The organism is Chromohalobacter marismortui, assembly GCF_004364315.1.
GTDB classification, from domain to species: domain Bacteria; phylum Pseudomonadota; class Gammaproteobacteria; order Pseudomonadales; family Halomonadaceae; genus Chromohalobacter; species Chromohalobacter marismortui.
In genome coordinates, this window is sequence record NZ_SOBR01000002.1 from 497954 (window position 1) to 512581 (window position 14628).

Below are 14628 nucleotides of genomic sequence, written 5' to 3' on the forward strand. Positions count from 1 at the left end.
GTTAAGCAATGGCATGACTGGTGAGCAGCGAGTGAAAATGCGAGAGTTCACATACTTGGCCCGGCTAGACGCCGGTTCTTAATGCCGAAGGATGCCGACCTCCATGCAACGCTTGCTGCATCATGACGACCTGGGAAAACTGATTCTACGCCTGGCCGTGGGTGGGCTGATCCTGCTGCATGGCATCGACAAGCTCTTGTCTCCCGCCAGCATCACGAGCATCGGTAACATGCTCGACGCCATGGGCGTCCCGGTCTTCCTCGCGTATGGAGTACTCATCGGCGAGATCGTCGCGCCGTTGATGGCCATCGTGGGATGGCAAGCGCGCATCGGCGGCCTGCTGATGGCCGGCAACATGTTGGTGGCGTTTATACTCGTCCATCACGACGCGTTGCTGACACTCGATGCGCAAGGCGGCTGGACGCTGGAGTTGCAGGGCATGTTCCTGTGCGGCGCCCTGGCGATCATGTTCATGGGCAGTGGACGCTTGGCGATGCATCCCGACTGAGTCGCCGTCTTCGGCCTGCTCCGTCAGGACTCGGATGCCCCCTCCAGAGCGGCCAGGCGCGCGGCCAGCAGTGCCGGAAAGCGCTTGAACCAGGTTTGATTGAGTGGCGAAGGGTGCGGCAACGGCGCCAGGCGAAACTCACCTCCGCGCCCGTCAGGCAGGAAGAGCGGCGTCGTATGCACCGCCTCGAAACGGTCCTCGCGGGCCCAGAAGGCCTCGAGTTCGCGTTTGATGTCGCGTGGCTGAGCAATGGCGAACCACAAAAACGCCTCCCGCCCCAGGGTAATCAGGGTGCGGCCTTGCCAGTGTGCGATCAAAAGTTCCGCCATCAAGGGCTGAAAGCGCTTCTTGACCGCCATCGACCACGCCTTGTTGCCGAGCGGCTTGTAGGGCACGGTATTGGCCCAGAAATACTGCCGCCCCACGTCGAGCGATGCCTGGAAATCGGGCAGTGTCTCCCCGTGCAGATGTTCATGTAGCCCGGCACGCACTTTCTGGCCACCGCTGCCCACGAAGGGCGCACCATATTCGACTTCACGGCGCCCGGGGTCGCGCCCGAAAAAACCGAGCGGCGCATTGCGTGGGCCCAGGCCGATGATCGGCTCTCGCGGATCGCGGCCATGCGCGCGATACACGTCGAGATCCACGCCCTCGAGCGCGTCGGCTTCACGGCGAAATACATCGCGCAGCGTCGGGGTGAGGGTCACGTCTTGTGACATGCTTGGCATCCTTTCCAGCTCAAGGTGGCATTCAGCCACCCACGGTAGTCGCGCCCCGCCCACCGCGGGAACGGGGCGCAACATGGGACGGCTTACCAGCTACCGGTGTTTTCCATCGATGCCCAGGGCTCTTGGGCGGGCAGCGCATCACCTTTTTGCAGCAGTTCCACGGAGATGCCGTCCGGCGAGCGGACGAAGGCCATGTGGCCATCACGCGGCGGGCGGTTGATGGTCACGCCATTGTCCATCAGGTATTGGCACAGGGCGTAGATGTCATCGACACGATATGCCAGGTGGCCGAAGTTGCGTCCGCCCGTGTAGGTCTCGGGGTCCCAGTTGTAGGTGAGCTCCAGCTCGGGAGCCTTCAGCTCTTGCGAGCGCTGCTCGTCGTCGGGCGCGGCGAGGAACACCAGCGTGAAGCGGCCCTTTTCGTTCTCCTTGCGGCGAACCTCCTTGAGGCCCAGCAGGTCGCAATAGAAATGCAGCGACGCGTCGAGATCGGCGACACGCACCATCGTATGCAGGTACTGCATGGTAATCTCCCTCTGATGTTATGCAGGCTAAACGTCAATGGTAAACCAGCCCGGCGATCACCGCGAACGTTGGACCGCCGGATCGCTTTGTTCATGCTTTCGCGAGGCCCTCGATGACGACGTATTGCGACCATGCTCCCGACCACCCGTTCCACGGCCCGTATCATGACCACGAATACGGGTTTCCCGTGCGCGACGATGATCGGTTGTTCGAGCGCCTGATCCTGGAAATCAACCAGGCGGGCCTTTCCTGGCTGACGGTGCTCAAGAAGCGCGAGGCGTTCTCGGCGGCGTTCGATGATTTCGTCGTGACACGCGTCGCCGCCTACGACGAGACACAAAGGGCGCGTCTACTCGCCGATGCAGGTATCATCCGCAATCGACGCAAGATCGACGCGGCGATTCACAATGCCAACGTGGTGCTCGCCTTGCAGGAATCTCACGGTAGCTTCGCCGCCTGGCTCGATGCGCATCATCCACGTTCGCTGGACGAGTGGGTGCGGCTTTTCAAACGGACCTTCCGTTTCACCGGCCCGGAGATCGTCAACGAGTTCTTGATGAGTACCGGCTACCTGCCCGGGGCACATCGCGAGGACTGTCCGATTCAACAACGGGTACGCGCACAACGGCCGCCGTGGCTGACCGCCGAATGAATGCCCCCCCGGAAACACGCTGCCGTCAAGGGAGATCATAGCGCATGGATTCACTGACGCAGGCCTGCCTCGGCGCCGCCATCGGCGGCACCGTGCTGGGCCGCCGCCTCGGCCGCAAGGCGATCATCGCCGGCGCCGCACTCGGCACGCTACCCGATCTCGATGTGGTCATCGATTATGGCGATGCCGTGGCGGACTATACCTATCATCGCGGTTTCAGCCATTCGCTGTTCATACTGGCGGCGTTGGCATTGTCGCTGACCTTGCTGGCCAGGGCGGGAGAACGCTGGCGACGCGTCACGCCGCCCATCGGTACGCTGCGCTGGGGGTTGCTGTTCGGCGGCTGCCTGCTGACGCACCCCCTGCTGGACGCCTTCACTACCTATGGCACCCAGCTCTGGTGGCCATTGGCCACGCCCCCGGTGAGCTGGCACAGCATCTTCATCATCGACCCGCTTTTCACGCTGCCGTTGCTGGTAGGCATCGTCGCGGCCCTGATCAAGGGCGATTCGCCACGCCTGTTGGGCTGGGGGCTGACGCTCGCCTGCTTTTATCTGACCTTCGCGGTCGCCGCACAGAACACGATCACCGCACGCATCGCCCCGAGTCTCGCCAGTCTGGGACTCGACGAGGCCCCGCGCCTGGTTCAGCCGACACCGTTCAACACCCTGCTGTGGCGCGTCACGGTGGTCGAGGATGGCACCTATTACGAGGGGGTCGTGAGCCTCTTCGACGGCCAGACACCGCTGGCACTGACCCAACTGCCGCGGGGGGCCGAATGGGAAGACACGGCACTCGCCACGGCGGCCGGGCAACGCCTGCAATGGTTTGCCGGGCCTTTCCTGCGCTATCGCACCGAGGAACGCCAGGGCACCGCCAAGCTGATCGCCACCGACCTGCGGCTGGGCACTCCGGGCTACCACATGTTCAACTTCACCCTGGCCGAGCGCCGCGGCGATGATTGGTATCCCATCGACAGCGAACGTGTCGCCGGCGCACGTCCCGACAGGACCGCCTTCGTCTCACTCTTCCAGCGCCTGTTCGAACCGCAAGCCAGCACCTGCCTATCGCTGGAAGACCGCCAGGCGCAGTGCCTCGTCCCGAGAACCCCGCCCTGACACAAAGAAGGCGGCTCATCATGAGCCGCCCTCGGCGTGGTTTCGCTACTATCATGCCGCGGGCTCAGAGGCGTTCCACCGTGTAATTCGTCACCGCCTCACGCGCTTCGCCCATGGCCTGGTCTCGTACCGCTTCGCCCATGTTCAGACCTTCGGCATAGATCCAGTCGATGTCGCGAATGCCGATCAAGCCCAGCAGACTGCTGACGTGGCCGGTCTGGGTATCCATCGCGGTGCCGGCATACTGGCCGCCACGTGCCGCCAGTACCAGTGCACGCTTGCCCTCGACCAACCCCACCGGGCCGTTCTCCGTATACTTGAACGTCTTGCCGGCACGCAGTACACGATCGAACCAGGCCTTGAGCTGACTCGGGATACCCAGGTTATAAAGCGGCACCGCCAGCACGATGAGATCGTGCGCCAGGAGTTCCTCGATCAGCGTGTCGGAGCGCGCCGCCAACTCCCGTTGGACCGCATCACGCGCGGCGGGCTCGGTCATCCAGCTCGCCATTTCGGCACCATCGAGATGCGGCAGGTCGAGCGCGACGACATCACGCTCGGTGAGTTGAATATCGTCGCGCGCACCGAGCTGCGCCTTGAAATGCGTCGCCAGCGCGCGTGACTGACCATGCTCGCCGAGGATGGAAGCGGTCACCAACAAAATATTGCGAACGGCCATGCGAAATTCCTCTCATTGAATCAGGGCATATGCTGCGAATAGGGGTATTATTCGTTGCCCTTTTTGAAAAGAAAAACGCAAAAAAACCCATACATCGTTCTACAAAAACGAATGATCACGCATCTTCCTGATCGTCGCCTCGGTCACGCCGCTTTCAATGGCTGCGCTCCACGCCCTGGCCACAGCCCAACAGCGTTCGGCCATCCTCCTCCACACGCACGCGAACGGGGTATGGCTTGCCGCTCATGCTGTCGAAACAGGCGCGCGCCTCGAGCTCGATGATTATCGGCGAGCCGGCATCACCGGCCTCGAGCGTCATGGACGCCTGATGGCCGTTCTCGAGCTGGGTGACCCGATAATCCAGCGTACGCTGCTGCTCGCCATACTGCGTCACCAGGGTGAGTCGCGGTGCCTTCCGGGCGAGTGCGAGCGTCCAGCCCGGTTCATTGCCCTGTCCCTTGAAGATGACATTCGGAGCTTGCGCGCGCGTGGTCGCCTCGCGACGGGCCTCTTGCTGGCATGCCAGTTGGCCGTTGTCGCTTTCGACGTGCGCTTCATCGCCCTGCTGCGCAAACGTCAGAGTCCCCTTGCGGTAACGCTTGCCCTCGGCGACAACGCTACGTTCGAGCGCGTAGTACCCCTGCCCCGACCACAACCGCAGGTTATCTCCGGGCGAGGCCGAAATGAGATCCTGTGCCGGTGTGCAACGCCAAGATACGAATGCCTCCGCACCGTCGGCAAAGAAGGCACTCGGCAGCAATGGCGATTCAGGCTCGCTGGAGGTTGCATCCGGTGCTTCAAGACGCGGCGGCGTAGTGAGGCTATCGCCCGACACATCGCGTACCTGGGGTGGGCCATCGGAGCTCGCGCAACCACCCAGCACGGCCATGCATACCAAACCCGACAAGACGTGCCATGCACGCCGAGATACCTTGGGGAACATTCAGCTTCTCCTTGCGCCTTGCTGGCCAGAACACGACCCCACGTCAACGTGAGCCCTGTTCCATGCGATATCGTTCAATCAATGACGGCCGATAGCATAACAGCCCTCATGCCGAGAGAAACGCCCTTCCATGAGAAACGCGCCGCCGAGCATTGGCTCGACGGCGCGTTCATGGCATCGACGCAACAGCCTTATGCGTAGCGGCGACGCAGTTCCTTGGCCGCATCGACCATGTTGGCCAGCGCCGGCTCGACTTCCGCCCAGCCACGCGTCTTCAGGCCGCAGTCCGGGTTGACCCAGAGCCGTTCGGCGGGAATCTTCTCGGCGGCTTTTTCCATCAGTTGCACCATCCAGTCCACCTCGGGAATGTTCGGGGAGTGGATGTCATACACGCCAGGGCCGATCTCGTTGGGGTAGGCGAAGTCTTGGAAGGCGTCGAGCAGCTCCATGTCCGAACGCGACGTCTCGATGGTGATCACATCGGCATCCAGCGCCGCGATCGCTGCGATGATGTCGTTGAACTCCGAGTAGCACATGTGGGTGTGGATCTGCGTCTCGTCGCGGGCCACCGCCGCACTCAGCTTGAAGCTTTCCACTGCCCAGTCGAGGTAGCGCTGCCATTCACCCTGCCGCAGCGGCAGGCCTTCACGCAGTGCCGGCTCGTCGATCTGGATGATCTTGATGCCCGCCGCCTCGAGATCCGCGACTTCGTCACGCAGGGACAAGGCAATCTGCCGGCAGGTGGCATCGCGTGGTTGATCATCGCGCACGAAGGACCACTGCAGGATCGTCACCGGCCCGGTGAGCATGCCCTTCATGGGCTTGTCGGTCAGCGATTGCGCGTACTCGCTCCAGCGCACCGTCATCGGTCCGGGACGGCTTACATCGCCGAAGATCACCGGCGGTTTCACGCAGCGCGAGCCGTAACTCTGCACCCAGCCGAAACGTGTGAAGGCAAAGCCATCGAGCAGTTCGCCGAAATACTCGACCATATCGTTACGTTCGGGTTCGCCGTGGACCGGCACGTCGATCTCCAGGGCTTGCTGGCGCTCGACGGCATGGACAATCTCCTCACGCATGCGGGTCTCGTAGGCATCCCGGCTCAGCTCGCCATTCTTGAAGGCGCGGCGCGCGGCCCGGATGTCCTGCGTCTGCGGGAACGAACCGATGGTGGTGGTCGGAAACAGCGGCAGATCCAGGTGACGGTGCTGCGCCTTGGCACGTGCAGCGTAAGGGCTCGTGCGTTCGGCATCGGCGGCGGAGATGCCCGCCAGACGCTCGCCCACGGCGGGCTTGTGGATGCGTGGGGAATGGCGGCGCGCCTCCAGCGCTTGCGTGGCGGCATCCAGGCGTGCCGTTTCCTCGGCAGTGGCACGCCCGTCGAGCAGGTGTGCCAAGGTGACGATTTCATCGAGCTTCTGGCGTGCGAAGGCCAGCCAACTCTTGAGTTCGGCATCGAGGTCGGTTTCCGCCTCGAGATCCACCGGCACGTGCAGCAACGAGCAGGACGCCGAGATCCATAGACGCTCACCGAGACGCGCACGAGCGACTTGCAAGCGCTCGCGCAGTGCCGCCAAGTCGGCGCGCCAGATGTTACGTCCATCGATGGCGCCGAGGGACAGCACCTTGTAGGTAGGCAGACGGTCGAGAACGGCGTCGAGCTGTTCGGGTCCGCGTACCGTATCGATATGCAGCCCGGCGACCGGCAAGCCGACGGCCAGGCCCAGGTTGTCACCCAGGGCGCCGAAATAGGTGGCCACCAGAAGCTTGACCCGCGCGGATTGCAACTTGTTGTAGGCAGCCTCGAAGGCCTGACGCCAGTCACGGGGCAAATCCTGTACCAGCGCCGGCTCGTCGAGCTGCACCCATGCCACGCCCTGCGCGGCCAGACGCTCGAGGATCTCGCCATACACCGGCAACAACGCATCGAGCAGGGTCAGACGGTCGAGGCCCTCGCTTTTTTCCTTGGCCAGCCACAACCAGCTCACCGGCCCCATCAGAGCCACCTTGACCGGGTGTCCTTCGGCCTGGGCTTCGGCGACCTCGTCGAACAATCGCGTAGAGGCTATCCGAAAACGTTGCCCGGTATGCAGCTCAGGGACCAGATAATGATAGTTGGTGTCGAAATACTTGGTCATCTCGCAAGCCGCCGCCGGCTCGCCGGTAGGCGCCCGGCCACGTGCCATGCGGAACGTCGTATCCAGGTCGACGTCGCCCTCGACGGCCCCGAAACGCGGCGGCACCGCCCCCACCAACGCGCTGACGTTGAGCACCTGGTCATAGAACGCGAAATCGCCCACGGTGACGAGATCGAGTCCTGCATCGCGACTGGCTTGCCAGTGTGCGGCACGCAACGCCTTGCCGCATTGCTCTAGCGAGGCCTGGTCGATATCGCCTTTCCAATAGGCCTCGACGGCCTTTTTCAACTCACGGTTAGCGCCAATGCGCGGATAGCCCAGAATGTGTGCCAGCGCCATCGTGTTCTCCTTGCAGTATGCGGCTAGAATACGTGCCTTTACATTCACGGCGTCGCGATGCCGTGATGTGCTGGCGGGCAGTCTCGCTGGCAGTAGTGCGTGAATCAAACTAAATTAACTAATCATTAAAATGAACGGCCCTCATACACCATGATCGAGCTTCGCCATCTCCGCACTTTGATCGCACTACGTGACGCCGGCTCGCTCGTCGAGGCTGCCGAACGCGTGCACCTCACCCAATCGGCACTCTCGCATCAGATCAAGGATCTCGAGGAGCGCTTGGAGACGCCCCTTTTTCAGCGCAAGACACGTCCGGTCACCTTCACCCGGGCGGGCGAACGCCTGCTCGCGCTGGCCGAACAGATCCTGCCGCAGATTCGCATGGCGGAACGCGACCTGGCACGTCTGGCCGGCCATGAACAAGGGCGTTTGCACATGGCCATCGAATGCCATAGCTGCTTTCAGTGGTTGATGCCGACCATCGATCACTTTCGCGATCACTGGCCGGAAGTCGAGGTCGATATCCCCAGCGGTTACAGCTTCGATGCCTTGCCGTCATTGGCTCGGGAATCGCTGGATCTGGTGATTACCGCCGACCCCCAGCCCTTGGCCGGCATCCATTACGAGCCTCTGTTCCGCTATGAAGGGCTGCTCGCGGTGGGCAAGCAGCATTCGCTGGCACGACGCGACTGGGTGACGCCCGAGGAACTGGCGCGCGAAACGCTGATCACCTACCCGGTGGAACACACGCGCCTGGATGTCTTCACTCAGTTCCTGACGCCGGCGGGTCATGCACCGGCCGAGGTGCGCACCGCCGAGTTGACGATCATGATGATGCAATTGGTCGCCAGCGGGCGAGGCGTCTGTGCCCTGCCCAACTGGGCGCTCACCGAGTACCTGGAACGCGGCTATGTGCGCGCGCTGCATCTCGGCGAGCAAGGGGTATGGAGCACGCTGTTCGCGGCCATTCGCGAAGAGAGTCGTGACGCGCCGTGGATGGAGGACTTCCTGCGCACCGCACGCGAGACATCCTTTGCAGTGCTGGAAGGCATCAAACCGGCATAGACACGACACCCTGCCTGCGCTTGTGGCATGCAGGCGTCTGTCGCCCTCAAGGGCGATCAGGCATCGCCGGGGTGGCGCGTTCGCGCATGTCGTGGCTCGCCCTGAAGCATATCCTGGGTCGGCAGCAATAGACTGAAGCGTGCGCCGCCGAGCCGCTGGCTGCGCTCGACCACCACGCTGCCGCCATGCCAGACCATGATTTTCTGGACGATGGAAAGTCCCAGGCCGTAACCGCCTGAGCGCCGCGTGCGGCTGTCGTCGAGGCGCGCGAAGGGCTTGAAGATCAGCAGGCGATCGGCTTCGGGCACTCCGGCGCCGTCGTCCTCGACGTCCAGCCGCACGGCGCGCGCTTCCCGCGTCACGCTCACCTGCACATGCCCTTCCGCATGGCGGCAGGCATTGGCCACGAGGTTGGAAAGCGCGCGTTGCAGATAGCGCGAGTCGGCCTCGACGTCGACGTCATCGCCTTCCAGTACCTGCAGGCGCAAATGCGCGTGCAGCGGTGCCAGGGTATCGACCACGCGATGGGCCATGGCGCGACAGTCGGTGGTCTCGGTGGCGAGCTGGATGCCTTGGGCGGTGTCGCTGCCCAGGCGGGCATAGGTCAGGATCTCGTCGACGAGTTGATCGAGCTCCTCGATGTCGCCGTCGATATCCTGCAACTGGCGCCTCACGACGGGTTCGTCGGTCATGTCCTCGACCATCTGCACCGCAAAGCGTATTCGTGCCACCGGGGTCCGCAATTCATGGGACACGGCACGGATCATTTCCTGCTGCGTACGCAACAGCGATTGCACCTGGGCCGCCATGCCATTGAAGGCCATCCCCAGCCGCCCGAGGAAGTCGCTACTTTCGACCCTGACCCGGGTATCCAGGTGCCCTCCCGCGATGCGTGTGGCGGCACGCTCAAGGCGCTCCACGCGCCCTTCCACGCCGCGCACCACGAAGTAGATGGTGCCCGCCAGTACCAGCAACATGATACTCAGCAACGCCAGTGCCAACGAGATCGGCATCGGCTCGAAGGACGGAATGGGACCGATAGTGAGCCAACGATCCGCTCCCAGCCGCGCATGCACATACAGGACCCCGCGCCCCGGCTCGAGACGCACCACGACCTCGCCACCCTCGAGACGCGCTCGCTGGATGGGATCGATGCCCGGGGGAAGCGTCAGCGATACCTCCAGGGGAATCTTGAAGGCATGCTGCAAACGGGCCAACCGTGCTGCGCTCTGATCTTCCGGAACGCCGCTGAGCCACGTTCGCAGTGCTTCGGTCGCACCGCGTAGCTGCATCTCCTGAAGTCCATCGACACGCACTTCCAGCAGCCTGGGGGCATTCGGCAAGCGTTGCAGCGCCAACCACTGCCCGTCGTGACGTTCAATCAATGGCCGGCCTTCAGCGAGCCGTGAGCGATCGAAGTAACTCAGCGACCCATCATCGAGGGGATGCAGCGTCATGGACACGCCCAGCGTCGCTGACATCGATGCCAGCCATTCATCGCACTTAGCGTCCGGTTGCTCGGCCACCAACTCCGCCAGCACCTGCATGGGGCCGCTGGCCAGACGCTCGCGATAATTCTCCTGGCGCACCTGGTCGACCACCAGGAAGCCCAGCAATGCGAGTCCGAATGTCAGCACCAGGGCCATCAGCAGCAAGACGTACACACGCAGGAAAGTGCTGTCCGACAGAGTTCGTCGCATCAACGTCAGCTGTCCTTGACGAACAGATACCCTTTACTGCGTACGGTCTTGATGCGGTGCGGTTGATTGGGATCGTCGCCGATCTTGGGGCGGATCCGCGACACGCGCACATCGATGGAGCGATCCTGGCCGTCGTACTTGATCCCCCGCAATTGCGAGAAGATTTCTTCGCGGGTCAGCACCCGGCCAGCATTGCCGGCCAACAGCCACAACAGGTCGAATTCGGCACTGGTCAAATCGATGCGCTCGTCATTGAGCCAGGCCTCGCGCGTGGCGCTGTCGATGAGCAGGTCGCCGAAGTTCAACCGGGTAGCGCCGCTGGTCGCGTCCAAGGCATCGGCACGGCGCAGCAAGGCACGCATGCGCGCCAACAACACGCGCGGCTGCACCGGCTTGGGCACATAGTCGTCGGCGCCCATTTCGAGCCCCAACACCTGGTCCATGTCGTCGGTACGCGCGGTCAACATGAGAATGGGGCCGGCATACTGGGCACGCACACGGCGGCAGATGGAAAGACCATCCTCACCGGGCAACATGAGATCGAGAATGACCATGTCCGGTTGTTCATCCAGGATGCGTTCCACGGCACGTGCGCCGTCATATTCCAGGTCGACCTGAAACTCATTGGCCTCGAGGTATTCCCGCGTCAGATGCGCGAGACGCTCGTCGTCCTCTATGATCAGGACACGATCGTGATGTCTGCTGCTGTCCAAGCTGTCATCCATCCCTTTACATTTAGTGCCATGAAGCCCTGCCTACCTTCGGCCATTTCGTGCGAGGTCCGTTCGTCTTTATTTTGTATTCGTTACGTCACGCCCGGTACTCGGGAAACCCCACCGGACTATGCAACGCGGCAAAGGGGTATGCGCTGCCACTCCCTACCATAGCGGATAGCGGGCAATGATACCCGAAATCACTCTCGCGTAGCTGTCGAGTATCATAGTCATCGCGATGCTGATTGAAAAATCGTCGCGTAGCAGCGAGTTATAGGTTCCTTGACGAAGCGCAAGAACAACCCTCAGGAGAGACACAGACTATCCACACGTTATCCACTTGCGACCCCTGAGAAACAGCTCTATCTTGTGCTCATCATCAAGACCTCCCCCATATATAGGGATTGCCGTATTTCGCGTGCTTGTCCCGAGTGGGCTGCTTCAGGCACGGAAATGCCGAGACAAGACGGCTAATGCGGCCATCGTCGCCTTAAAGCTCGGTTACTCGCGATGCGACATGAGCGGCGACACTTTTCCCTTGGACCCGTAACGACAGGAAGGCGTATGGATACCACTCTTTCTTCCCCTGACAAGGCGTCAGTCGATATCACCGCGCCGCAGCGACTGCGTGTCATCAAGCGAGGCGGTGACGTCGCGGCTTTCGATGGCAGCAAGATCTCGGTGGCGATCACCAAGGCGTTCATCGCCACCGAAGGTGACAACGCCGCCGCATCGTCACGGATTCGTGACTTCGTTCACGAGGCCACCCAGAGCATCGTCGATACCTTCCTGCGGCGCATGCCCGACGGCGGCACCCTGCATATCGAGGACATTCAGGATCAGGTGGAATTGGCCCTGATGCGTGCCGGCGAACAGAAGGTGGCCCGCGCCTACGTGCTGTATCGCGAGGAACATGCACGCGCACGCCGGCCCCAAGGCGCCGATATCGCCAAGCCGCACCCCAGCCTCAACGTCACACAGGCTGACGGCACCGTGCGTCCGTTGGATCTGGGCCGGGTCGAGACCCTGGTAGCCGATGCCTGCGAGGGGCTCGCCAACGTCGCGCCACAGAAGATCGTCGATGCCTCGTTGAAGAACCTCTATGACGGCGTATCCATCGATGGTGTCTCGCAAGCGCTGACGATGACGGCGCGCACGCTGGTCGAGAAAGAACCCAACTATACCTACGCCACCGCGCGACTCTTGCAGGACAACCTGCGTCGCGAGGCGCTCTCTTTCCTGGATATCGCCGACGAAGCGACCTACCAGGAGATGGCCGACCTCTACGCACCCGCCTTCAAGGCCTATATCGCCAAGGGCATCGAATTCGATCAACTCGATCCGCAGCTTGCCGAGTTCGACCTCGAGCGCCTCGGTGCGGCGCTGGATCACACCCGCGATGCACAGTTCACCTACCTCGGCCTGCAGACGCTTTACGACCGCTACTTTCTGCACCACGACGACGTCCGCTACGAACTGCCGCAGGTCATGTTCATGCGTGTCGCCATGGGGCTGGCGCTCAACGAAGACGATCGCGAGGCGCGTGCCATCGAATTCTACGAGCTGCTCTCGAGTTTCGATTACATGGCCTCCACACCGACGCTGTTCAATGCCGGCACCGTCAAGAGCCAGCTCTCTTCGTGTTATCTCACCACCGTGCCCGATCAGCTCGATGGCATCTACGGCGCGATTCGCGACAACGCCATGCTCTCAAAGTGGGCCGGCGGATTGGGCAACGACTGGACCCCGGTGCGCGCGCTGGGCGCCTACATCAAAGGCACCAACGGCAAGTCGCAAGGCGTGGTGCCGTTCCTCAAGGTGGTCAACGACACCGCCGTCGCCGTCAACCAGGGCGGCAAGCGCAAGGGGGCGGTATGCGCCTACCTCGAGACCTGGCACCTCGACGTCGAGGAATTCCTCGAACTGCGCAAGAACACCGGCGACGACCGCCGCCGCACGCACGACATGAACACCGCCAACTGGGTACCGGACCTGTTCATGAAGCGCGTCTTCGACGACGAAGAATGGACGTTGTTCTCGCCGTCCACCTGCCCCGACCTGCACGACCTGTACGGTGCCGCCTTCGAGAAGCGCTATCAGGAATACGAGGAGATGACCCGCAACGGACAGCTGACCCTGTTCAAGCGGGTCAAGGCCAAGGACCTGTGGCGCAAGATGCTGTCCATGCTGTTCGAAACCGGCCATCCGTGGATCACCTTCAAGGATCCCTGCAACCTGCGCAGCCCGCAGAACCATGCCGGCGTGGTGCATAGCTCCAACCTGTGCACGGAGATCACGCTGAATACCTCGGCGGACGAGATCGCCGTGTGCAATCTGGGCTCGATCAACCTGGCGCAGCACATCGTCGACGGTGAACTGGATGGCGACAAGCTGAAGAAGACCGTCAAGACGGCCGTGCGCATGCTCGATAACGTCATCGACATCAACTACTACGCTGTACCACAGGCGGAGCGCTCCAACTTCAAGCACCGCCCGGTGGGACTGGGCTTGATGGGCTTTCAGGATGCGCTCTACAAGCGTGGGATCGCGTACGCCTCCCAGGAGGCCGTTGAATTCTCCGACACCTCGATGGAGCTGATCAGCTATCACGCCATCGAGGCCTCCAGCGACCTGGCTGCCGAGCGCGGGCGCTACCAGAGCTTCGAGGGCTCGCTGTGGAGCAAGGGCGTGCTGCCCATCGACTCCATCGCCAAGCTGGCCGAGGAACGCGGTGCCGACTATATCGAGGTGGACACCTCCACCACCCAGGACTGGGCGCGTCTGCGCGACAAGGTCACCCGCCAGGGCATGCGCAATTCCAACGTCATGGCGATCGCGCCGACCGCGACGATCTCCAATATCTGCGGCGTCACCCAATCCATCGAGCCGACCTACCAGAACCTGTTCGTCAAATCGAACCTGTCGGGCGAGTTCACCGTGGTCAACGCCTATATGGTCAACGACCTCAAGGAACGCGGCCTGTGGGACGAGGTCATGATCAACGATCTCAAGTACTACGACGGTAGCGTGCAGCCCATCGACCGGATCCCGGACGATCTCAAGGCACGTTACGCCAGCGCCTTCGAGGTCGAGCCCAAGTGGCTGGTGGAAGCCGCCGCGCGGCGCCAGAAGTGGATCGATCAGGCCCAGTCGCTGAACCTCTACATCGCCGGCGTCTCGGGCAAGAAGCTCGATGTCACCTACCGCATGGCCTGGTTCCGTGGGCTCAAGACCACTTATTACCTGCGTGCGCTGGGCGCCACCTCGGTGGAGAAATCCACCGTCGATCGTGGCAATCTCAATGCCGTGGGCAATACCGGCGGCACCGCCAGCCCGCAACCCGCGGCGGCTCCCTCGCCCAGCCCGGCAGCGAGCAATGCTTCCGGCGAAGCACGCGGCATCGACGACTTCCTGACCGGCAAGAGCGGCAGTGGCTCGCGAGCGCCTTCGGCAGGCGATATCGACGAGCTCGGCTGCGAGGCCTGCCAATAGACGCTTAGCGCCAGCGACGGGCTTCGAG

12 protein-coding genes are annotated in these 14628 nt (G+C 62.5%); 5 read left to right on the plus strand and 7 right to left on the minus strand.

Annotation, left to right across the window (positions count from 1 at the left end; translation table 11 throughout):
• The first annotated feature begins 103 nt into the window (after nt 1-103).
• Nucleotides 104-508, plus strand: coding sequence for a DoxX family protein (locus C8E00_RS05535; RefSeq protein ID WP_208291884.1), 405 nt, complete (start codon nt 104-106; stop codon nt 506-508).
• Between the two features lie 23 nt (nt 509-531).
• Here the strand turns inward: C8E00_RS05535 and C8E00_RS05540 are convergent, their stop codons facing one another.
• Together C8E00_RS05540 and C8E00_RS05545 are read right to left on the minus strand one after the other, a co-directional pair.
• Nucleotides 532-1227 carry a uracil-DNA glycosylase family protein gene (locus tag C8E00_RS05540; protein WP_243833118.1) on the minus strand — a complete coding sequence of 232 codons (696 nt, stop codon included), beginning with the start codon at nt 1225-1227 and terminating at the stop codon, nt 532-534.
• Between the two features lie 92 nt (nt 1228-1319).
• Nucleotides 1320-1760 (minus strand): VOC family protein, encoded by a 441-nt coding sequence (locus tag C8E00_RS05545; RefSeq protein WP_133695474.1) that lies wholly within the window; start codon nt 1758-1760, stop codon nt 1320-1322.
• A gap of 113 nt (nt 1761-1873) precedes the next feature.
• Between C8E00_RS05545 and C8E00_RS05550 the strand changes: the two genes are divergently transcribed.
• Nucleotides 1874-2413: a DNA-3-methyladenine glycosylase I gene (locus tag C8E00_RS05550; protein WP_133695476.1), complete on the plus strand. Its 540-nt coding sequence runs from the start codon at nt 1874-1876 to the stop codon at nt 2411-2413.
• Nucleotides 2414-2457: 44 nt separating this feature from the next.
• Nucleotides 2458-3531, plus strand: coding sequence for a metal-dependent hydrolase (locus tag C8E00_RS05555; RefSeq protein ID WP_133695479.1), 1074 nt, complete (start codon nt 2458-2460; stop codon nt 3529-3531).
• A gap of 64 nt (nt 3532-3595) precedes the next feature.
• Here the strand turns inward: C8E00_RS05555 and C8E00_RS05560 are convergent, their stop codons facing one another.
• From C8E00_RS05560 to metE, 3 genes are all read right to left on the minus strand, one after another.
• Nucleotides 3596-4210, minus strand: a complete 615-nt coding sequence (locus C8E00_RS05560) for an FMN-dependent NADH-azoreductase (protein ID WP_133695481.1) — start codon at nt 4208-4210, stop codon at nt 3596-3598.
• A gap of 154 nt (nt 4211-4364) precedes the next feature.
• The gene (locus C8E00_RS05565) at nt 4365-5153 is read right to left on the minus strand and encodes a C-type lysozyme, inhibitor (RefSeq protein ID WP_133695484.1); all 789 of its coding nucleotides are present in this window, start codon (nt 5151-5153) and stop codon (nt 4365-4367) included.
• Nucleotides 5154-5344: 191 nt separating this feature from the next.
• Nucleotides 5345-7630 (minus strand): 5-methyltetrahydropteroyltriglutamate--homocysteine S-methyltransferase, encoded by a 2286-nt coding sequence (metE, locus tag C8E00_RS05570; protein ID WP_133695486.1) that lies wholly within the window; start codon nt 7628-7630, stop codon nt 5345-5347.
• Nucleotides 7631-7780: 150 nt separating this feature from the next.
• On the opposite strand from metE, the gene C8E00_RS05575 reads away from it, so the two are divergent.
• Nucleotides 7781-8695 carry a LysR family transcriptional regulator gene (locus tag C8E00_RS05575; RefSeq protein ID WP_133695489.1) on the plus strand — a complete coding sequence of 305 codons (915 nt, stop codon included), beginning with the start codon at nt 7781-7783 and terminating at the stop codon, nt 8693-8695.
• Nucleotides 8696-8751: 56 nt separating this feature from the next.
• Here the strand turns inward: C8E00_RS05575 and C8E00_RS05580 are convergent, their stop codons facing one another.
• Nucleotides 8752-10395, minus strand: a complete 1644-nt coding sequence (locus C8E00_RS05580) for an ATP-binding protein (protein WP_166638260.1) — start codon at nt 10393-10395, stop codon at nt 8752-8754.
• Nucleotides 10396-10400: 5 nt separating this feature from the next.
• Nucleotides 10401-11120 carry a response regulator gene (locus C8E00_RS05585; protein ID WP_133695494.1) on the minus strand — a complete coding sequence of 240 codons (720 nt, stop codon included), beginning with the start codon at nt 11118-11120 and terminating at the stop codon, nt 10401-10403.
• A gap of 552 nt (nt 11121-11672) precedes the next feature.
• On the opposite strand from C8E00_RS05585, the gene C8E00_RS05590 reads away from it, so the two are divergent.
• The gene (locus C8E00_RS05590) at nt 11673-14600 is read left to right on the plus strand and encodes a ribonucleoside-diphosphate reductase subunit alpha (protein ID WP_133695497.1); all 2928 of its coding nucleotides are present in this window, start codon (nt 11673-11675) and stop codon (nt 14598-14600) included.
• The last annotated feature ends 28 nt before the right edge of the window (nt 14601-14628 follow it).

What these genes read in the sequence shown, in the direction of transcription:
- C8E00_RS05535 (WP_208291884.1), top strand. Translation starts at nt 104, where the DNA reads ATGCAACGCTTGCTGCATCATGACGACCTGGGAAAACTGATTCTACGC.
- C8E00_RS05540 (WP_243833118.1), bottom strand. Translation starts at nt 1,227, where the DNA reads ATGTCACAAGACGTGACCCTCACCCCGACGCTGCGCGATGTATTTCGC.
- C8E00_RS05545 (WP_133695474.1), bottom strand. Translation starts at nt 1,760, where the DNA reads ATGCAGTACCTGCATACGATGGTGCGTGTCGCCGATCTCGACGCGTCG.
- C8E00_RS05550 (WP_133695476.1), top strand. Translation starts at nt 1,874, where the DNA reads ATGACGACGTATTGCGACCATGCTCCCGACCACCCGTTCCACGGCCCG.
- C8E00_RS05555 (WP_133695479.1), top strand. Translation starts at nt 2,458, where the DNA reads ATGGATTCACTGACGCAGGCCTGCCTCGGCGCCGCCATCGGCGGCACC.
- C8E00_RS05560 (WP_133695481.1), bottom strand. Translation starts at nt 4,210, where the DNA reads ATGGCCGTTCGCAATATTTTGTTGGTGACCGCTTCCATCCTCGGCGAG.
- C8E00_RS05565 (WP_133695484.1), bottom strand. Translation starts at nt 5,153, where the DNA reads ATGTTCCCCAAGGTATCTCGGCGTGCATGGCACGTCTTGTCGGGTTTG.
- metE (WP_133695486.1), bottom strand. Translation starts at nt 7,630, where the DNA reads ATGGCGCTGGCACACATTCTGGGCTATCCGCGCATTGGCGCTAACCGT.
- C8E00_RS05575 (WP_133695489.1), top strand. Translation starts at nt 7,781, where the DNA reads ATGATCGAGCTTCGCCATCTCCGCACTTTGATCGCACTACGTGACGCC.
- C8E00_RS05580 (WP_166638260.1), bottom strand. Translation starts at nt 10,395, where the DNA reads ATGCGACGAACTCTGTCGGACAGCACTTTCCTGCGTGTGTACGTCTTG.
- C8E00_RS05585 (WP_133695494.1), bottom strand. Translation starts at nt 11,120, where the DNA reads ATGGATGACAGCTTGGACAGCAGCAGACATCACGATCGTGTCCTGATC.
- C8E00_RS05590 (WP_133695497.1), top strand. Translation starts at nt 11,673, where the DNA reads ATGGATACCACTCTTTCTTCCCCTGACAAGGCGTCAGTCGATATCACC.